Origin of the sequence: Caulobacter segnis (genome assembly GCF_029543125.1) — a bacterium.
GTDB lineage: Bacteria > Pseudomonadota > Alphaproteobacteria > Caulobacterales > Caulobacteraceae > Caulobacter > Caulobacter segnis_D.
Window position 1 is genome coordinate 113,200 of the sequence record NZ_JARQWW010000002.1, and the last position, 18,533, is coordinate 131,732.

Here is an 18,533-nt window from a genome sequence, read left to right on the forward strand (position 1 = left end):
AGTTGCCGCATCGAAAGCGGCGCCTATACTCCGCGCCCTTCCGGGGCCCCGTTTCCTATGAGCCCCAAAGGGATCGAAGACGCCATGAGCGCCGCCAAGCCGCCCGTCGCCATCATCATGGGCAGCCGCTCGGACTGGCCCACCATGAAGTGGGCCGCCGACAACCTCGACGCTCTGGGCGTGGCCTATGAGGCCAAGGTCGTCTCTGCGCACCGCACGCCGGACCGTCTCTTCGCCTTCGCCAAGGGCGCCAAGGCCGCGGGCTTCAAGGTGATCATCGCCGGGGCCGGCGGCGCGGCGCACCTGCCGGGCATGGCGGCGTCGATGACCGACCTGCCGGTGCTGGGCGTGCCGGTGGAGTCCAAGCTGCAGAACGGCCTCGATTCCCTGCTGTCCATCGTCCAGATGCCGGGCGGCGTGCCGGTTGGCACCCTGGCCGTGGGCGTGGCCGGCGCCAAGAACGCCGGCATCCTGGCGGCGCAGATCCTGGCCCTGTCGGACGAGGCCCTGGCCGGCCGTCTTTCCGCCTTCCGCGCGGCGCAGACTGACAGCGTGGCCGAGACGGTCGAGGACTGATCCCCGTGACGACTTTCCCCCTCCCCCCGGGTTCGACCATCGGCGTCCTCGGCGGCGGGCAGCTTGGCCGGATGCTGGCCCAGGCGGCGGCCCGTCTGGGCTTCGACGTGGCCATCCTGACCCCGGACGAGGATTCGCCGGCCTCGCGCGTGGCCGCGCACATCATCGTCGCCGAATATGACGACCCCGCCGCCCTGAAGGCCCTGGCCGCCGTGGCCCAGGTGGTGACCACCGAGTTCGAGAACGTCCCCGCCGCCGCCCTGCGCGCCCTGGCCGAGGCCGGCGTTCCCGTGGCCCCGTCGGCCGCCGCCCTGGCCGCCGCCCAGGACCGGGTGACCGAGAAAAGCTTCCTGAACGGCGTGGGCGTCGGCACCGTGCCCTTCGCCGCCGCCGACGACGCCGAGGCCGTGAAGGCCGCCGCCGCCGAGTTCGGCGCGCCCGTGCTGCTGAAGACCCGCCGCGACGGCTATGACGGCAAGGGCCAGGCCTGGGTGGAGCACGCCACCGACGCCAGCGCCGCCGAGGCCTTCGCCGCCATCGGCGGCAAGCCGGCCATCGTCGAGGGCCGCGCCGACTTCGTGCGCGAGCTGTCGGTGATCGCCGCCCGCGGCCGCGACGGCGAGATCGCCGTCTATCCCCTGGCCGAGAACCATCACGAGAACGGCGTCCTGCGCCGGACCTCGGCCCCGGCCAAGGTTTCGGCCAAGCTGCGCGAACAGGCTGAGCGCATCGCCGCCCAGATCCTGTCGGGCCTGGACTATGTGGGGGTGATCGGGGTCGAGCTGTTCGAGCTGAAGGACGGCCGGCTGCTGGTCAACGAGATCGCCCCGCGCGTCCACAACACCGGCCACTGGACCCAGGACGGCTGCGAAGTCGACCAGTTCGAGCAGCACATCCGCGCCGTGGCCGGCTGGCCCCTGGGCCCGACCCACGCCCTGGCGCATGTGGAGATGGTCAACCTGCTGGGCGAGGAAGTCCTGGCCTGGGCCAAGCTGGCCGCCGAGCCGGAGACCCGCGTCCACCTCTACGGCAAGCGCGAGGTGAAGGCCGGCCGCAAGATGGGCCACGTGAACCGGCTGCGGCCCCTCTAGGCCGCCCCGTACCGCAGACGCCCCAGCGCCCCGGCCACTTCCGCCGCCAACTGCGACGGCTTCAGCTTGGTGGTCGCCTTCCACTTCTCGAAGGCCATGACGTTATCGATGCGGGCGTCGAGGCTGGCGAGCGCCGCCTCGCGGCCGTTGGTCAGATCCAGGGCCAGGGTCGAGATGAGAATCCCCGAGACGATGGCCCGCTTGGAATAGTGGTTCTCGTCCGTGGCCGTGTCGCCGGCCCAGCGCCAGATGGAATCGGCGCTTTCCCAGACCAGCTTGAGGGCCAGGGGAAAATTGGTGGGGAAAGCCAGGAAGCCGGTCCAGCGTCGCACGGCTTCGCGATCAGCGGCGGCCGCGTCCAGACGGGCGACGACGCCTGCCCGGATACGCTCGCGAATCTTCAGGGTCGCGCCGTCGGGCAGGGCCGCCAGGGCCTGGGAATCGTGTCGGTGGGACAGCAAGGCGGCCAGATCGCGGGCCCCGTGGGGCAGCAGAAGCTCGGCTTCGGCCGCCGAGAAGCCGGCGTCGCGGGCGGCGGCGGCGACCAGAGGGCCGCTCCAGCCCAGGCGCGGGGCGCGGGCGATGGCCGCGTCCAGAAGGCTTTGCTCGGCCTTGTCGGCCCAATCTGTGGAGTCGGCGTCACGCTTGGTCATGGCGTCATGATACATCGTGCCGAAGTGGCCGTCGCGCATGGACAAGCAGGTAGGGTTCTGCTATTTCGCCCGCCTCACGTCGGCCGGGTTCGCCCTGCCGACCCCACTCATTATTCTTCGCGCGCCCGTATCAGGGGGCCGACCAACCGACCGGAGAGAGTCCCCTGGTTCAGATTTTTGTCCGCGACAACAACGTCGATCAGGCCCTGAAGGCCCTGAAGAAGAAGATGCAGCGCGAAGGCTCGTTCCGCGAGATGAAGCGCCACGTCCACTACGAAAAGCCGTCGGAAAAGCGCGCTCGCCAAAAGGCTGAAGCCGTCCGTCGCGCCCGCAAGCTGGCCCGCAAGCGCGCCCAGCGCGAAGGCCTGATCGCCGCGCCGAAGAAGCCCTCGCGCTAAATCTTCGGCGGGCCGACCGGCTCGCTAGACATCGAAAAGGCCGCGCACTCTCCGGTGCGCGGCCTTTTTGCTTTTGATCCTCCCCCTCCGGGGGAGGTGTCCCAGAGGGATGGAGGGGGTCAGCTGGGCTGGAAGCCCCCTCCACCGCTTCGCGGTCCCCCTCCCCCAAAGGGAGAGGATCTACTTCCCCTTCTCCATCACGAACTTCACCGCCTTGACGATCTCGTGGGCGTAGGTGCGGCCGAGCAGGGTGTTGTGGCCGGCGCCTTCCACGTGGCGGATGTAGCCGTGATCGGAGCGTTCGGCGGGGCCGACCTGGGATTTTTTGCGCTCGGCGCGTTCGGGCGTGGCGCCACCGGCGGTAACTACCGCCACCGGCCATTCCTTCGGGAAGGGCGGCGCCTTCATGGATTCGGTCACCAGGGGCCGCCAGGCGGCGATCTCTCGGGCGGCGGCGCGGTTGTGGCCGGCGTTGGCGAAGGCCCAGCGCTTTTCGGCGGAAGCCTCCGGCGGCAGGCCGATCTTGTCGGCCAGGCGGGTGCCCTTCAACGGCTTGTAGAGGCCCAGGGCGGCGCCGCGGGCGGCCCAGCGGGACATGACGGTGAAGCGCTTGGCGAAGCGGCTGTTGCGCTCCAGCGTCTCGTTGTCGAGCTTGGGCGGCGGCGGAGAGGCGTCGACGAAGACCACGCCGCGCACCTGCTCCGGCCGGGCGGCGGTGAACTGGGGCATGCGCAGGCCCGCCATCGAGTGGCCGACGAGGACGAAGGGGCCCTTTTCGCCAGCGGCGTCGAGCAGCGCCTCCAGATCGGCCTCGGTCGAGGTTCCGGTCGGCGGGGTCGGGGCGGGGTCGGAGAAGCCCATGCCAGCGCGATCATAGGCGCAGGAACGGATGCCTTCGGCCGTCAGGGCCTCCTGCACCGCGCCCCAGTCGGCGGCGAAGCCGAAGGCGCCCGCCTCCAGCAGGACGGTGGGCGAGGCGGCGGCCGGTCCTTCGCAGACCAAGCGCATCTTGCGCCCGCCCACGTCATAGAACTTGCCGCGCGGCTGCGGCGCGGCGATCGACATGGCCCCGCCCACGGCGATCCAGGCGATGAAGGCGAGAACGAGACAGGAGACGGCGCGAACGGTGAAGCTGAGCATGTCGCCTAGATAATCAGGCTTGCGGCTTTAGCGAATTACAAAGCCGCAACGCGACGACGATCATTCGCCCAGGCGGATGGTCGCTCGCGGCCTTTCGCCCTTCGCCGCCGCTTTCTTGCGCACGTGCGCGGGCCACTTGGACACCGTCGCCATGCGCACCTTGCGCGAGACGCGGGCGGCGGCGGTGAGGGGCAGATCCTCGGCAGTGGCGAACTGGCGGCCCATGAAGAAGGTCGGGTTCACCGGGTCGCCGTCGTTGCGGATCTCGAAATGCAGGTGCGAGCCGGTGGAGCGGCCGGAGGAGCCCACATGGCCGAGGACCTGGCCGGCCTCGACCGCCGCGCCCTTGCGGATGCCTTTCGCCTTGCGGCCCAGGTGGGCGTAGAGCGAGGACAGGCCGTCCTTGTGCTCGACCTCGATGAAGCGGCCATAGGCGGCGTCTTCGCCCGAGCGGATCACCGTCCCCGGCAGGGTGGCCAGCACGGGCGCGCCGGCGGGGGCGGCGATGTCCACGCCCTTGTGCAGGCGGCCGGCCTCCTCCCACGGCAGCTGGCGCATGCCGAAGGGAGAGTTGACCTGCTGGCCCGGCAGGGGTGTGACGAAGCTATAGGCCGGCGGCGGCGGCGCGGGCTCGGCCTTGGCGACCACGACAGGCGCGGGCTCGGGGCGAGAGATGAAGGTCAGGTCCGCCTCCGGGCGCGCGGCGCCGATGGCGGTCAGGGCGAACACGCCCCACAGGGCGCAGGAGCCCAGGATGGCGGCGAGGCCCATGTACGGGACCCGTCCGTCAATGACGTCGGTAGACAATTCTTAGACCTCGTCTGAGGGTCGCGCTTCTATATGCGGCCCGCCGAGATCAGACGGCCGCGCGACGACGTTCTTCGATGATGAGGCGCAAGAACTAGTTAGAGTTATTGTCCGGAATAGGGCTCAGCTTGACCATAGGGTCGAGCGCGCCGGCTTCGATCATCTCGAAGCCGGCGTTTCGTGACTCACAGCCCCTTCACGATGCCTTCGACCATCTTCTTGGCGTCGGCGAAGAGCATCATGGTGTTGTCGCGGAAGAACAGCTCGTTCTCGACGCCCGCATAGCCGGAGGCCATGCCGCGTTTGACGAACAGGACCGTGCGGGCCTTCTCCACGTCCAGGATCGGCATGCCGAAGATGGCGCTGGTGGGGTCGGTCTTGGCGGCCGGGTTGGTCACGTCGTTGGCCCCGATGACGAAGGCCACGTCGGCGGTGGAGAACTCCGAATTGATGTCCTCCAGCTCGAATACCTCGTCATAGGGCACGTTGGCCTCGGCCAGCAGGACGTTCATGTGGCCGGGCATGCGGCCGGCGACGGGGTGGATGGCGTATTTCACCTCGACCCCCTCCTCCTTCAGCTTGTCGGCCATTTCGCGCAGGGCGTGCTGGGCCTGGGACACGGCCATGCCGTAGCCCGGGACGATGATCACCTTGCTGGCGTTTTTCATGATGAAGGCCGCGTCGTCGGCCGAGCCCTGTTTCACGGGACGCGTCTCGACCTTGCCGCCCGCGCCGGCCGCCGCCGCGTCAGCGCCGAAGCCGCCCAGGATCACCGAGACGAAGCTGCGGTTCATGCCCTTGCACATGATGTAGGACAGGATCGCGCCCGAGGAGCCGACCAAGGCCCCGGTGATGATCAGGGTGGTGTTCTCCAGCGTGAAGCCTAGGGCCGCCGCCGCCCAGCCGGAATAGCTGTTCAGCATCGACACCACGACGGGCATGTCGGCGCCGCCGATGGGGATGATCAGGGTGACGCCGATCAGCAGGCTGAGGGCGAAGATGCCCCAGAAGGCCCACTTGGCCTCGCCGCCGGTGGCGACCAGCACCACGATCAGGGCGACGATGCCGGCGGCGATCAGGATGTTCAGCAGGTGCCGGGCCGGCAGCAGGATGGGCGCGCCGCCCATGTTGCCGTTCAGCTTGGCGAAGGCGATGACCGAGCCGGTGAAGGTGATCGCGCCGATGGCCAGGCCCAGGGACAGCTCGATCAGGCTGTTGATGTGGACGTGCCCCGAGGCGTCGACGATGCCGTAGGCGGCCGGGGTGTAGATGGCGGCCACGGCCACGAGGCAGGCGGCCATGCCGACCAGCGAGTGGAAGGCGGCGACCAGCTGCGGCATCGAGGTCATCGGCACCTTGCGGGCGATGACGGCCCCGATCCCGCCGCCGACAGCGACGCCGGCGATGATCAGGCCGATGGTGATCAGGTCGAGCGCACCCTGCGTCCACAGGGTGGCCATGACGGTGGCGACCGCGATGGCCATGCCGACCATGCCGTAGGTGTTTCCCTTGCGGCTGGTCTCGGGGCTGGAGAGCCCGCGCAGGGCCAGGATGAACAGCACCCCGGAGACGAGGTACAGGATGGCGGCGAGATTGGCGTTCATGTGATGTCCCCCGGTCCCGCGCTTACTTCTGCTTCTTTTTGTACATGGCCAGCATCCGCTGGGTGACCAGGAAGCCGCCGAAGATGTTCACGGCGGCGAAGCCGGCGGCGACGGCGCCGGCCCCCTTCGAGATCCAGACATTGGCCGCCGTCTCGGCGTCCTGCGCCCCCGCCCCATGCGCGGCGGCGGCCAGAAGCGCGCCGACGATGATCACGGACGAGATGGCGTTGGTCACCGCCATAAGCGGCGTGTGCAGGGCGGGCGTGACGCTCCACACCACGTAGTAGCCAACGAAGATGGCGAGCACGAAGATCGCCAGGCGGAAGATGGTGGGGTCGACGGCTTCCATGGTCTCAAGCCTTCCTTTGTGCGTCCTTCGACTGCGCCTGCGGCGCGCTCAGGATGACGGACTGTGTTGCTAGGCCTTGAGGGCCGGATGGACGACGGCGCCGCCCTGGGTGACGACGGCGGCCTTGAGGATCTCGTCCTCGAAGTTCGGGGCGTAGGCGCCTTCCTTGTTCAGCAGCAGGGCCGACAGGGACAAGAGGTTGCGCGAATAGAGCGCGCTGGCGTCGGCGGCGATGCGGCCGGGCAGGTTGGCGATGCCGACGATCTTGGCCCCATTGGCCGTCTCGACGATCTCGCCCAGCTTGGCGCCCTCGACATTGCCGCCCTGCTCGATGGCCAGGTCGATCAGCACCGAGCCGGGGCGCATTGAGGCGACCTGGGCGGCGGTGACGAGGCGCGGCGCCGGACGGCCCGGGATCAGGGCCGTGGTGATGACAATGTCCTGCTTGGCGATGTGGCCTGAGACCAGCTCGGCCTGCTTGGCCTGGTACTCTTTGGACATCTCCTTGGCGTATCCACCGGCGGTCTGGGCGTTCTTGAACTCCTCGTCCTCGACGGCGAGGAACTTGGCGCCCAGGGATTCCACCTGTTCCTTGGTGGCGGGACGGACGTCGGTGGCGGTGACCACCGCGCCCAGACGCCGGGCCGTAGCGATGGCCTGAAGGCCGGCGACGCCGACGCCCATGATGAACACCTTGGCCGCGGCGACGGTGCCGGCGGCGGTCATCATCATCGGCAGGGCCTTGCCATAGACATGGGCCCCCTCGATCACGGCGCGATAGCCGGCCAGGTTGGCCTGGGACGACAGGGCGTCCATCACCTGGGCCCGCGTGATGCGCGGGATGAACTCCATGGCGATGGCGGTCGCGCCCTTCTTGGCCAGGGCGTCCAGGGTGGTCTTGTCCTGGTGGGGATTGAGCAGGGCCACGACCAGGGCGCCGGCCTTGAGCGCGGCGATCTCGTCGGCCTCGGGGCCACGCACCTTGAACAGGATGTCGGCCTCGCCCGCGGCGGCCTTGGCCGTCTTGGCCAGCTTGGCGCCTGCGGCGGCGTATTCGGAATCGGGAATGGCGGCCGAAAGACCCGCGCCCTCCTCCACCGTCACGGCGAAGCCGGCGGCGATAAGCTTCTTGATGCTTTCGGGTGTGGCCGCGACGCGGGTCTCGCCCGCACGACGTTCTTTAGTGACCGCGATGACGGCCATGCAGCGCCTCCCCCTCTACGGACTGCCCTATGGTTGCAGCCCGTGTAGGGGAAGAACTTGCCCTTTGTCGAGCCGATCAGCTCGGCTCGCGCAAAATTATTCTCGAACAGCCGTTAGTGTTGCTGAGGCTTTTCGCGAAGGAAGAAAATCCCGGCCGCAGCCAGGACCACACCGGCGATCAGGCCGCCGAGGAAACCAGCGCCGGTGCAGAACCACAGGGTCAGCATGGTCAGCAGGACGGAGAGAGCCAACGAGCCCCACTTCGTCATCAGGTTGAAGGCGTGGAAGGTCGACGCCTGTTCCTGGATATCCATCTCACCGCGGTGATACTCGGCCATGTCTCGCCCTTGCGTGGAAACTTGAGTTGGTCGGCAGATACAACGCCGCGCCGCCCGGCTCAAGCTCGGGTCTGTGCGGCGTTTCGCGGCCAGCCGGCGAGCAGGCCCCGAAGGGCGCTGACGAAGGCCAACGGCTGGTCGAGCATCACATGGTGATGCGCCTGCGGCAGCTCGATCATCGGCGTGCCCGGCGCGACCAGGCTGTGCATGTACTCCAGCACCTCCGGATCGATCAGGGCGGAGTTCTGGCCCCACATGAAGGCGCTGGGGCATTTCGGGCGGCCGGGACGCTCGTTGAAGCTGAAGTGCTTCCACAGGTTTGGGTCGAACTTCCAGGTCAGGCCGCCCTCGACCTCGCGCACGGAGCGGCGGGCGATGAAGTCGACGATGTAGAGGTTCTCGCACGGCTGCGGTGGCGCCAGGCGGAAGCGGGCCAGGGCGTCGGTCAGGGTGGCGTAGATGCGGTTCGGGCCGCTGCGGGATGGGGGGCCCTTCCATTCGCGGCTGGGCGGGCGGATCGGTGAATCGACGCTGACCGCCGCGCGCAGGCGGTCGCCACCCTTGGCCGCCGCCAGCATGGTCGGATAGGAGCCGAAGGAATGGCCCACGAAAACCGGCTTGCCGCCGTCGGCGTAGAGACCTGCGGCCTCGGCGGCGGCGAAGGCCTCGCGAACGAACTGGTCGCCGTCGTACTTCTCCCGCCAGTCAGACCCGCCCATGCCCGACCAGGAAATGGCGGCCACCCGCCACTCGTCGGCGAAGAAGGGGGCGATGAAGCTCCACCAGTCGGCGTGAGCGCCGTTGCCGTGCAGGAACATCAAGCCGGGCTTGCCCACCTCGCCCCAGGTGAGCAGTTCGATGGCCGCGCCGTCGACCTGCACCGTCGAACGCTCCGGCTCGCGGGCGATTGTGGCGTCGAACCATTCGGGGGCTGGCGGCTTCTCGCCCGTAAAGGGCGCCAGGGGCGTGCCGAGCTCGGGCGGCAAGGGCGCTTCGTCAGCCATTCTTGAACGCTTTCTCGCCCGGACGCGGGTCGCGCGCGCCCAGGGATTTGAACACGCCGGAGCCGGTCATCAGGGTGCGGTCGCCGCACCAGATGCGGCCGCGCACGGTGAACAGGCCCTCGACCTCGGAGATCAGCTCGCTCTCACCCTCCACCCAGTCGCCCAGCTGGGCGCCGGAGAGGAAGTCGCAGGTCAGACGAACGGTCACCCAGCGGCTGGACCGCTCGATGGAGATGATCCGCCCCCAGGCCATGTCGGCGAAGCTCATCAACATGCCGCCGTGGCAGTTGCCGAGGCCGTTGGTGTGGTGCTGCTCCACGCGGAAGGCCAGCAGCGAGCGCTCCCCGCCCCGCTCGAACAGCGGGCCGATCTGCACCCCGAAGCCGCGCGACCAGTTGAGCTGGCGATAGCCTTCCGGGATCACGGCCGCCTGGGCCTCTGTCAGGTCATCGGACATGCGATGATTCTAACAAGCGTTTGAGGGCGGTGGGAAGGGTAATCCTCCCCCTCTGGGGGAGGGGGACCGCGAAGCGGTGGAGGGGCGTGCTCAGGCGAAGCCCCCTCCGTCCCTTTGGGACACCTCCCCCAGAGGGGGAGGATTGAGCCGTTCTAGCCCACCAGTTCGTCGAACTCGTCGACCAGCTTCTCAAGCTGCGAGCAGCCGGCGGCCCAAAAGGCTTTCTGGCGAGGATCGAGGCCGAAGGGGGCCAGGGCCTCCACGTAGGTCTTGGTCCCGCCGGCGGCGAGCAGGTCCTCGTACAGCGGGGCGAAGGCCGTCGGGTTCTCCGCCCGCTTGGCCATCAGGCCGCGCACCAGCAGGTCCCCGAAGGCGTAGGCGTAGACGTAGAACGGCGCGTGGGCGAAGTGGCTGACATAGGCCCAGTAGTGCTCGTAGCCGGGGTTCAGCTTCACGGCCGGGCCGAGGCTTTCGGCCATGGTCTCCAGCCACAGGCCGGCGATCTGATCCGGCGCCAGTTCGCCCTGCAGGCGGGCGTCGTGGAAGCGCGCCTCGAAGCGATGGAAGGCGATCTGGCGGACGACGGTGTTGAGCCCGTCCTCGATCTTGCCCGCAAGAAGCGCCATGCGGTCCGCCTTGGACGCCTCGGCCAGCAGGCGTTCGAACACCAGGCCTTCGCCGAAGATCGACGCGGTCTCGGCCAGGGTCAGGGGCGTGTCAGCCAGCAAAGTGCCCAGCGGCGAGCACAGGGTCTGGTGGACGGCGTGGCCTAGCTCGTGCGCCAGGGTCAGGACGTCCCGCCGCTCGCCCATGTAGTTCATGAAGACATAGGGGTGGCGGTTGGCCGAGACCGGATGCGAATAGGCGCCGGACTGCTTGCCCGGACGCGGGGCGGCGTCGATCCACGGCTGGGCGAAGAAGGTGCGGGCCACATCGGCGAACTTGGGGGCGAGGTCCTGGAAGCTTTCCAGCACCAGACGCTTGGCCTCGTCCCAGCCGTACTGGCGTGGCGTGGCCGCATCCAGAGGCGCGTTGCGGTCCCAGTAGTCCAGGGTCTTGCGGCCCATGGCCCGGGCTTTCAGCGCGTAATAGCGGTGGCTGATGGAGGGGTAGGATTCGACCACCGCCGCCTCCAGCGCCGCCACCGACTCGGCGTCGACCTCGTTGGCCAGGTGGCGCGACTGGGCGGGAGTGGCGTAGTTGCGCCAGCGGTCCTCGACCTGCTTCTCGAAGGCCAGGGTGTTGAGCACCAGTGCCTGGGTGGAGACGCGCTCCTCCAGCGCCTTGGCCAGGCCGTTGGCGGCGGCCTTGCGGTTGGCGACGGAGGGGTCGGTGAGGCGGTTCAGCGCCTCGGGCAGAGTCAGGGTCTCGCGGCCGACCTTGGCGGTCAGGCGGGCCAGGGTCTCATCCCACAGACGCACCCAGTTGCCGACGGCGGGGGCGCGGTCGACCAGCAGATGCTCCAGCTCCGCCGACAGCTCGTGCGGCCGCGACAGGCGCAGGCGGCGCAGCCACGGCGTCCACTTGGCGGCGGCGGGATGGGCCTTGAGCGCGGCGTCGAGCTCGGCGTCCTCGAGCTCGTTCAGCTCCAGGGTGAAGAACAGGCTCTCGGCGCCGATGGCGGCGGCCTTGGCGCGGACGTCGGCCTCGAACTTCGACCAGCCGGCGTCGTCGCGGGCGGTGGAGGCGGCGAGCGAGGCATAGGCCCCGACGCCCCACAGGGCATTGGTGGCGTCCTCGTAGTAGCCCAGCCCCTCGTCAATCAGGGCGCCCAGCTTGGCCGGCTCGGCGCGAGCGGCCACGAAGGCGCCCTTCAGCGCCACCAGCCTGTTGTTGGCGGCGGAGGCGGCGGCGAGGTCCGCTTCGATCCGGGGATCGTCACGCCCGACGTACAGGTCGTCGAGGCGCCATTGCGGAATGTCGGTCTTCGGGGTGCGGACAGGAGCGTTCATCGGGTGGTCTCGGAGGAAGTCAGAGAGCGAATATAGGAAGGCGCGGGCTTCGACCGCTCAAAAAAGTTCGCCTCCCTCGCCCTTGTGGCGAGGGTCCCTGGTTCAGTCACCTCAGAGCTAACCTGTCGCGCACAGCGCCAGCGGACACAGGGACCCTGGGCACAAGGCCCAGGGAGGCGGTTGAGAGATTGGTTCAAAACGAGTGTCGGATAGAGGTCGATCCAGTCGGGGTTATCCCGCTCAATCAGGTTGATCTTCCAATCGCGCGGCCAGCGCTTGAGCGATTTCTCCCGCTGAAGCGCCTGCGCCATCTCGTCGTGGACTTCGTACCAGACGAGCGTCTTGAGACCGTACCGTTTGGTGAAGCTGGCCCGGACACCTTCGAGGTGTTCGTAAATGCGTCGGGGCAGGTCGCTGGTCACCCCGACGTAGAGCGTGCCACGCTTGCGGTCCGTCATCAGATAGACGGCGATGCAGGCGAAGCGGCTCGCCATCAGAACCCCTTGCGCTTCATCCAGTTCAGCACCGCATCCGGCCAGGCCTCAACCGGCTTGTCCTTCACCGCACGCAGGCCGAAGCCGTGGCCGCCTTCTTCGTAGATGTGCATCTCGGCAGGGACCTTGGCGGCCTTGAGGGCGGCGAAGACCTGGAGGCTGTTCTCCACCGGGACCGAGGCGTCGTCGGCGGCGTGGATGAAGATCACCGGTGGGGCGTCGGGGCGGACCTCCTTCTCCAGGGAGTATTTCTCGATCAGGCGCGAGGTCGGCTCCTTGCCCAGGAGCTGGGTGCGCGAGCCGGCGTGGACGAAGGGATCGGCCATGGTGGCGACCGGGTACATGAGGACCGAGAAATCAGGCCGGGCCGAAAGCTGGTCGGCGGCGTCCACAGGCTTGTAGACCGCCTCGTCGAAACGGAAGGTCAGGGAGCCCGCCGCGTGGCCGCCAGCGGAGAAGCCGATGACGCCGACCTTCTTCGGATCGAGGCCGTCCTTTGTCGCGCGCTGGCGCACGAGGCGCAGGGCGCGCTGCATGTCCTGCAGAACCACATCCGGGCCGGCGGCCCAATTATCGCCCGGCAGGCGGTAGGTCATCACATAGACGGTGACCCCGGCGGCGGCGAAACGCTCGGCCGTCTCGTAGCCTTCCTTATCCATGACCACGCGGATGTAGCCGCCGCCCGGCGCCATCAGCAGGGAGGTTCCGTTCGGGGTCTTCGGCTTGAAGACCACCATGTCGGGGCGCTCCACCTGCTCGATGTAGCGGTCGCGGATGACGGTGACGTCCTGGCTGCGCTCGGTGATCTTCGCCTTGGCGGTGGCGTTCAGGCCGCCGGGAGGCGAGCCCGGCCAGACGGCGACTTTCTCGAAGGACGGGTCGGCGAGCGGGTCGATGGGCGCGGCCATGGCGGCTCCTGAATAGAGGACGGCGGCAAGGCCGAAGAAGAGCGTGCGAATTCTCGAGATCATGGTTTCCAATTCCCCACCAACCGTCAGGCTCGTTAACTCAAGACTCAGGTCTCCGAAACCACGCCTTTACCCGTCACCTGTATCAATACGAACCACAACGAGCTTCCTCCCCCGCACTCTCGGGCAGGCGGAGGCCGATACAGGTAGGTGTCTTCAAGATGACCAAGACGGTTCTCGTCGTCGACGACGATCCGACTCAGCGTCGGCTCATTCAGGCGGTTCTCGAACGCGAGGGCTTCGCCGTCGCGCATGCGGAAAACGGTGATGAGGCCCTCGGTCACCTGATCGGCGGCAAGAGCGCCGATGTCGTTCTGCTCGATCTCGTCATGCCGGGCATGACGGGCCAGGACACCCTGGTGCAGATCCGCCAGCGCGGCTTTGTCCAGCCGGTGATCGTCCTGACCGCCACGGGCGGCGTCGACACCGTGGTCAAGGCCATGCAGGCGGGAGCCACCGACTTCTTCATCAAACCGGCGTCCCCCGAGCGGATCATCGTGTCGATCCGCAACGCCCTGTCCATCGGCGCCTTGAAGGGCGAGGTGGACAGACTCTCAAAGCGGGCCAGCAACCGCACCACCTTCGACGACCTGATCGGCGACGGTCCGGCCATGACCCTGGTCAAGCGCATGGGCGCGCGGGCGGCGAAGTCCGCCATCCCGATCCTGGTCACCGGCGAAAGCGGCGTCGGCAAGGAGCTGATCGCCCGCGCCGTGCATGGCGGGTCCGACCGCGCCGGCAAGCCGTTCGTGGCCGTGAACTGCGGCGCTATCCCTGAGAACCTCGTGGAGTCGATCCTGTTCGGCCACGAGAAGGGCAGCTTCACCGGGGCCTCGGCCCAACATTCGGGCAAGTTCAAGGAGGCCGACGGCGGCACCCTGTTCCTGGACGAGGTGGGCGAGCTGCCGCTGGACATGCAGGTCAAGCTGCTGCGCGCGCTTCAAGAGGGCGAGATCGACCCCATCGGCTCCAAGCGGTCGGTGAAGGTGGACGTGCGCATCGTCTCAGCCACCAACCGCGACCTGGCCACGGCCGTGGCCGAGGGCCGGTTCCGCGAGGACCTGTTCTATCGCCTGAACGTCTTTCCGGTGGAGGCCCCGTCCCTGCGCGACCGTCGCGAAGACATCCCCGCCCTGATCGACGCCTTCGTGCGCCGCTTCAACGTGGAGGAAGGCAAGAGCGTCATCGGCTGCGCGCCGGAGGCCCTGGCCTGCCTGAGCAGCTTCGACTGGCCCGGCAACGTGCGCCAGCTTGAGAACACCGTGTACCGCGCCATCGTGCTGTCGGACGCGCCGTACCTGCAACTTCACGACTTCCCCGCCATTTCGGGCGTTTCGGTTCCCCCGCCGGAGGCCGCCCCCGCCCAGGTTCCGTCGATCCTGGCCGAGGCCATCGCCGCCGCGCCGGTGGGCGAGCAGCCGGTGCGCATCCTGGACGGGCGCGGACATCTGCGGACCCTGGAGGAGATCGAACGCGATCTGATCCAGCACGCCATCGAGGTCTATGCCGGCCACATGAGCGAGGTGGCCCGCCGCCTCGGCATCGGCCGCTCCACCCTGTACCGCAAGGTGCGCGAGCAGGGCCTGGAAGAGCTGGTGAAAGCGTCGTGAGCATGACCATCCGCCGCCCCACCCCGCGCCCGATGTTCGACGCCGAGCTGGACATCCCGCGTCCGCCGATGTCGGTGCCCATGGCCGAGATCTACGAGCTGGGCCGCCGCCTGGGCGCGACCGAACGCGCTAGTCGTCAGACGGCCTCTTACGGCGAAATGTTCTGGCGGCCTTCGCGGCCTTGGGCTTCTCGCCCTTGGCCTTGGCGGCGATCTCCTTCAGCTTGATCGCCTGCATGGCCGACAGGGCCTGGCCCGGCGCGCCCTTTTCGGGATCGCCGAAGGCCCGGCCATAGGTCTTCACCCGGTCCGTCACGGAACCGAGAAACTCACCTTCCCATTCGGAAAGTTCGACGCCCGCCTTGTCGGCGGTGCGGCGGGCGCGCTTCAAAGCGTTGAGGGCGGCCCGTCTCGCCGCCTCGTACCGGTCTGGAAGCTTGCGCTTCAGAGCCCGTCCTTACAGCCCGCCGAGGGCGGACAGATAGAGGTCGAGGATGGCTTCCTCTTCCTGACGCTTGGCGCGATCCTGCTTCAGCAGGCGGACGACCTTGCGCAGGATCTTCACGTCGAAGCCGTTGCCCTTGGCCTCGGCGTAGACTTCCTTGATCTGCTCGGCGACCTCGGCCTTCTCGACCTCAAGGCGCTCGATGCGATCGATGATGCTCTTCAGCTGGCCCTGAGCGGTGGAGTTCAGAACGTCAACGGAAGCGGAGTCGTCGGCCATGGAGGGATGCTCTCATAAGTCAGAAGTCGTCGGAAGGCGGCGGACCATAGTCGCGCGGCGAGCAGCCCACAACAGGTCCGATTCGCCGCCGTCCGGACAAACGAAAAGAACCGGCCGTCGCCGGCCGGTTCTCAGTCGAATTCTGCGCTCGGCGCGTCGAAGCGCCGATGGCGGCTTTCTTAGCCTTGCTTGGCTTTGAAGCGCGGATCGGTCTTGTTGATCACGTAGATGCGGCCCTTGCGGCGGACCAGCTTGCAATCGCGGTGACGCGACTTCAGCGACTTGAGCGAGCTACGAACCTTCATGATCTCGACCGTCTTGTTGTTACTGCGGGGAACGCCGCCGCGCAGCGAAAGGCGCTGACGAGGCTTCCCGGTTAAATCCAGAGGGCGGGCGTATAGGCGGACATTGGCCGGGAGTCAATTGCGGCGGGACTTCGGCGGCGCGCTGTCGTCCTTGTGATTGAAGGATTTGCCGCGAAGCCGCTAGCCTCTTCCGCATGCTTCGTCGTTCGTTCGTCTTTTCCGCCGCCGCTCTCGCCGGGACCGGCCTGTCTCTCAACTCCGCCCGCTCGCAGAGCGCGTCCTTCGCCGCATCCGGCGATCCGGTGTTCGACGCCTGGCGGACGGACTTCTATGACCGCTCGGTCCAGGCCGGCTGGCCGGCGCAGCTTCTGCAGGCGCAACTGGCGGACCTGACGCCCGATCCCGGCGTCTCCAGCTCAGACGCCAAGCAACCGGAATTCTCGCGCCCGGTCAGCGACTATCTGCGCGGGGTGGTCAGCGACGAGCGCGTCTCCATCGGGCGGGGCAAGCTGCAGACCCTGGGCTTCCTGCCGCATGTGGAGCAGCGCTTCGGCGTGCCGAAGGAGATTCTCGTCGGCGTCTGGGCCATGGAATCGGCCTTCGGCAAGATCCAGGGGACCAAGGATGTGGTCCGCTCCCTGGCGACCCTGGCGGCGCAGGGGCGTCGCCGGTCCTGGGCCGAGGGCGAGCTTTACGCCTGCCTGAAGATCATCGCCTCGGGCGAGGTGACGCGCGAGCGGCTGAAGGGCTCCTGGGCGGGCGCCATGGGCCAGACCCAGTTCCTGCCCAGCAACTATCTGAACGTGGCGGTCGACGAGGACGGCGACGGCAAGCGCGACATCTGGGGCTCGGACGCCGACGCCCTGGCCTCGGCCGCCAGCCTGCTGGCCAAGGGCGGCTGGCAACGCGGCGTGGGCTGGGCGCGGGAGGTCGTGCTGCCCGAGGACTTCGATTACGGCCAGACGGAAGAAGCCCGGATCCCGGTAAGGCAATGGCTGTCGCAGGGCGTGCGCCGGGCCGACGGCTTGGCGTTCAGCGCCGCGGATTCGGCGGCGGACGCCAATCTGCTATTGCCGGCGGGCGCGGCGGGGCCGGCCTTCCTGGCGCTGCCCAACCACTACGCCATCCGCAAGTACAACAACTCCACCTCCTACGCCCTGGGCATCGGTCTGCTGGCCGACCGCATGGGCGGGGATGGCCCGCTGCGCACCCCGTGGCCGGTGGAGGCGCCCATGTCCCTGGCCGACCGTCAGGCGGCGCAGGTGGCGCTGTCGAACCTGGGCTTCGATCCGGGCGCGCCGGACGGGGTGATCGGGGCCGGCACCCGCAAGGCCCTGCGCGCCTGGCAAAAGACGGCGGGCGTGCCGGCGGACGGCTATCTGTCGGCGGACATGGTGCGCCGACTGCAGGCGGCCGCGAACTTCGGCGTCGCGGTTCCCCCGCCGCCCCGGTGAGGCGCTAGACCCCGCCCTCGTCGCTGCGCTCCAACATGGCGAGGGTGGCCTCGTCCTCCGGCGGGGCCTTGGAGCCCGCCTCGCGCAGCACCGCGTTCTTGAGGGCGTAGGCCAGAAGCCCGCCCAGGATCACCGCGTTGAGCAGGAACGGGGCGGGATGCACCGCCTCGTACAGCCAGACGAAGAATGGGGCGAAGATCACGTTCAGGCCGTTGATCGCCCCGATGGCGCCGGCGGCCCGCGCCTGCTCATGCATATGCACCGACAGCGAGGCCCCGGCCGTGAAGCCCGGGCGCAGGAAGCCGTAGCCCAGACTGGCCACAGCGAAGGCGATGACCACCACGCTGTAGGTGGGGGCGAAGGCGGTGACGAGGTTGGCCCCGCAGGCCAGGGCCACGCCCCAGCGCATCAGGTCGCGCGGCGACATGTTGAACATGCGGATCAGCGACCACTGGGCCAGCAGGCCCGCCGCCGCCCCCGCCATCATGGCCACGGCGGTGAAGCCCTGGGCCTGCAACGGCGAGACGTGCAGCTTGTCGATGATCATGAAGCCCAGGGTCTGGGTCTGCACCGTCTGGCACAGGGCGGCCATGAAGCCGAAGATCAGGAAGGGCAGCAGGCGCGGATCGCGCCACAGGGGCGCCTCGCCCGAGCGGGCGAACAGGCTGAAGGGCTTCTTCTCGCGCTTGGCGACGGGCTTGGGCTCGTCATTGGGCAGGTACTTGAGCACCGCCAGCAAGGCGATGAAGGCCAGCAGGGCGAAGCCGTAGAGCGGCCCCGCCAGGGTGACGATCGGCAGGACGAACAGCGGCGCTAGGGCCGGACCGACGATGGTGCCGAGACCAAAGGCGCTGGCCAGACCGGCCATGGCCTGCGTCCTCTCGCCGCGCCCGGTGCGCTCGGCCACATAGGCCTGGATGGCGGGGTTCGAGGCCGAGCCGATCATGCCGAAGATCGCCCGCGCCAGCAGGAACATGACGAAGATCGCCATGACCGGCGCCCAGTGATGCAGGCCGGCGGTGACCACCAGGCCGCACAGGGTCATGGACAGGGTGAAGCCGCCAAGACCCAGCAAAATCATGGGCTTGCGGCCCCAGATGTCCGACTGCCGCGCCCAGAAGGGCGATCCCACGGCCCATAGCAGGGCCGAAAGCGAGAAGATCGCCGCCACCATGGGATCGGGAATGCCGATCTGGCGGCCAATGGCGGGAAGCACGGAAAGCAGACCGGTATTGCCGATCGCGACCACGATCGAGGCCGAGAACAGCAGAGCGAAGATGCGTTTGGGCAGCTTCTGTTCGTTCATGCGAACGGTTGTTAGGCCGCTTCCCCGGGGTCGCGCAATGGCGGCCTGAGGCCCGCTCACCTTGGATTAAGCATTAATCGGCATGTTGAGCGCCTGAAATC

General features: G+C 68.3%; 21 protein-coding genes. 5 read left to right on the forward strand and 16 right to left on the reverse strand.

What is annotated here, in order from left to right:
- Nucleotides 1-84 precede the first annotated feature (84 nt).
- Together purE and P7B02_RS05320 are read left to right on the forward strand one after the other, a co-directional pair.
- Nucleotides 85-576, forward strand: coding sequence for a 5-(carboxyamino)imidazole ribonucleotide mutase (purE, locus tag P7B02_RS05315; protein ID WP_277785993.1), 492 nt, complete (start codon nt 85-87; stop codon nt 574-576).
- Between the two features lie 5 nt (nt 577-581).
- Complete coding sequence (locus tag P7B02_RS05320; protein WP_277785291.1) at nt 582-1,667, forward strand: 5-(carboxyamino)imidazole ribonucleotide synthase; 1,086 nt, start codon at nt 582-584, stop codon at nt 1,665-1,667.
- Here the strand turns inward: P7B02_RS05320 and P7B02_RS05325 are convergent.
- On the reverse strand, nt 1,664-2,359 hold the full coding sequence (locus tag P7B02_RS05325) for a COQ9 family protein (protein WP_431355800.1): 696 nt from the start codon (nt 2,357-2,359) through the stop codon (nt 1,664-1,666). The genes P7B02_RS05320 and P7B02_RS05325 overlap by 4 nt on opposite strands.
- A 125-nt stretch (nt 2,360-2,484) precedes the next feature.
- Here P7B02_RS05325 and rpsU point away from each other — a divergent pair, with 125 nt between their 5' ends.
- Nucleotides 2,485-2,718 (forward strand): 30S ribosomal protein S21, encoded by a 234-nt coding sequence (rpsU, locus tag P7B02_RS05330; RefSeq protein WP_111275467.1) that lies wholly within the window; start codon nt 2,485-2,487, stop codon nt 2,716-2,718.
- A gap of 180 nt (nt 2,719-2,898) precedes the next feature.
- Here the strand turns inward: rpsU and P7B02_RS05335 are convergent, their stop codons facing one another.
- From P7B02_RS05335 to P7B02_RS05385, 11 genes are all read right to left on the reverse strand, one after another.
- Nucleotides 2,899-3,858, reverse strand: a complete 960-nt coding sequence (locus P7B02_RS05335) for an alpha/beta fold hydrolase (protein ID WP_277785292.1) — start codon at nt 3,856-3,858, stop codon at nt 2,899-2,901.
- 60 nt (nt 3,859-3,918) lie between these two features.
- Nucleotides 3,919-4,665 carry a M23 family metallopeptidase gene (locus tag P7B02_RS05340; RefSeq protein WP_277785293.1) on the reverse strand — a complete coding sequence of 249 codons (747 nt, stop codon included), beginning with the start codon at nt 4,663-4,665 and terminating at the stop codon, nt 3,919-3,921.
- A 185-nt stretch (nt 4,666-4,850) separates the two neighbouring features.
- Entirely contained in the window at nt 4,851-6,269 is a 1,419-nt protein-coding gene (locus tag P7B02_RS05345; RefSeq protein WP_277785294.1) for an NAD(P)(+) transhydrogenase (Re/Si-specific) subunit beta, read from the reverse strand.
- Nucleotides 6,270-6,291: 22 nt separating this feature from the next.
- Entirely contained in the window at nt 6,292-6,618 is a 327-nt protein-coding gene (locus tag P7B02_RS05350; protein ID WP_277785295.1) for an NAD(P) transhydrogenase subunit alpha, read from the reverse strand.
- 69 nt (nt 6,619-6,687) lie between these two features.
- Nucleotides 6,688-7,821: a Re/Si-specific NAD(P)(+) transhydrogenase subunit alpha gene (locus P7B02_RS05355; RefSeq protein WP_277785296.1), complete on the reverse strand. Its 1,134-nt coding sequence runs from the start codon at nt 7,819-7,821 to the stop codon at nt 6,688-6,690.
- 113 nt (nt 7,822-7,934) lie between these two features.
- Nucleotides 7,935-8,159, reverse strand: a complete 225-nt coding sequence (locus P7B02_RS05360; RefSeq protein ID WP_277785297.1) for an aa3-type cytochrome c oxidase subunit IV — start codon at nt 8,157-8,159, stop codon at nt 7,935-7,937.
- Nucleotides 8,160-8,218: 59 nt separating this feature from the next.
- Nucleotides 8,219-9,163, reverse strand: coding sequence for an alpha/beta fold hydrolase (locus P7B02_RS05365; RefSeq protein ID WP_277785298.1), 945 nt, complete (start codon nt 9,161-9,163; stop codon nt 8,219-8,221).
- Nucleotides 9,156-9,620, reverse strand: a complete 465-nt coding sequence (locus P7B02_RS05370) for a PaaI family thioesterase (RefSeq protein WP_277785299.1) — start codon at nt 9,618-9,620, stop codon at nt 9,156-9,158. The genes P7B02_RS05365 and P7B02_RS05370 overlap by 8 nt, the downstream gene beginning before the upstream one ends.
- A gap of 152 nt (nt 9,621-9,772) precedes the next feature.
- Entirely contained in the window at nt 9,773-11,572 is a 1,800-nt protein-coding gene (locus tag P7B02_RS05375; protein WP_277785300.1) for a M3 family oligoendopeptidase, read from the reverse strand.
- Nucleotides 11,569-12,066 (reverse strand): GIY-YIG nuclease family protein, encoded by a 498-nt coding sequence (locus P7B02_RS19635; RefSeq protein ID WP_347276638.1) that lies wholly within the window; start codon nt 12,064-12,066, stop codon nt 11,569-11,571. The genes P7B02_RS05375 and P7B02_RS19635 overlap by 4 nt, the downstream gene beginning before the upstream one ends.
- The gene (locus P7B02_RS05385; RefSeq protein WP_277785301.1) at nt 12,066-13,037 is read right to left on the reverse strand and encodes an alpha/beta hydrolase; all 972 of its coding nucleotides are present in this window, start codon (nt 13,035-13,037) and stop codon (nt 12,066-12,068) included. Before P7B02_RS05385 ends, P7B02_RS19635 begins: the two co-directional genes overlap by 1 nt.
- 158 nt (nt 13,038-13,195) lie before the next feature.
- On the opposite strand from P7B02_RS05385, the gene P7B02_RS05390 reads away from it, so the two are divergent.
- On the forward strand, nt 13,196-14,644 hold the full coding sequence (locus P7B02_RS05390) for a sigma-54-dependent transcriptional regulator (RefSeq protein ID WP_277785302.1): 1,449 nt from the start codon (nt 13,196-13,198) through the stop codon (nt 14,642-14,644).
- Between the two features lie 129 nt (nt 14,645-14,773).
- On the opposite strand, the gene P7B02_RS05395 is transcribed toward P7B02_RS05390, so the two are convergent.
- The 3 genes from P7B02_RS05395 to ykgO all read right to left on the reverse strand — a co-directional run bounded on the left by P7B02_RS05395 (nt 14,774) and on the right by ykgO (nt 15,672).
- Nucleotides 14,774-15,091: a hypothetical protein gene (locus P7B02_RS05395; RefSeq protein ID WP_277785995.1), complete on the reverse strand. Its 318-nt coding sequence runs from the start codon at nt 15,089-15,091 to the stop codon at nt 14,774-14,776.
- 9 nt (nt 15,092-15,100) lie between these two features.
- Entirely contained in the window at nt 15,101-15,367 is a 267-nt protein-coding gene (locus P7B02_RS05400) for a DUF2312 domain-containing protein (protein ID WP_269715837.1), read from the reverse strand.
- Nucleotides 15,368-15,546: 179 nt separating this feature from the next.
- Complete coding sequence (gene ykgO / locus P7B02_RS05405) at nt 15,547-15,672, reverse strand: type B 50S ribosomal protein L36 (RefSeq protein ID WP_099620601.1); 126 nt, start codon at nt 15,670-15,672, stop codon at nt 15,547-15,549.
- A gap of 194 nt (nt 15,673-15,866) precedes the next feature.
- On the opposite strand from ykgO, the gene P7B02_RS05410 reads away from it, so the two are divergent.
- On the forward strand, nt 15,867-17,126 hold the full coding sequence (locus tag P7B02_RS05410) for a lytic murein transglycosylase (RefSeq protein WP_277785303.1): 1,260 nt from the start codon (nt 15,867-15,869) through the stop codon (nt 17,124-17,126).
- 4 nt (nt 17,127-17,130) lie between these two features.
- On the opposite strand, the gene P7B02_RS05415 is transcribed toward P7B02_RS05410, so the two are convergent.
- Complete coding sequence (locus tag P7B02_RS05415; RefSeq protein ID WP_277785304.1) at nt 17,131-18,432, reverse strand: MFS transporter; 1,302 nt, start codon at nt 18,430-18,432, stop codon at nt 17,131-17,133.
- Nucleotides 18,433-18,533 lie beyond the last annotated feature (101 nt).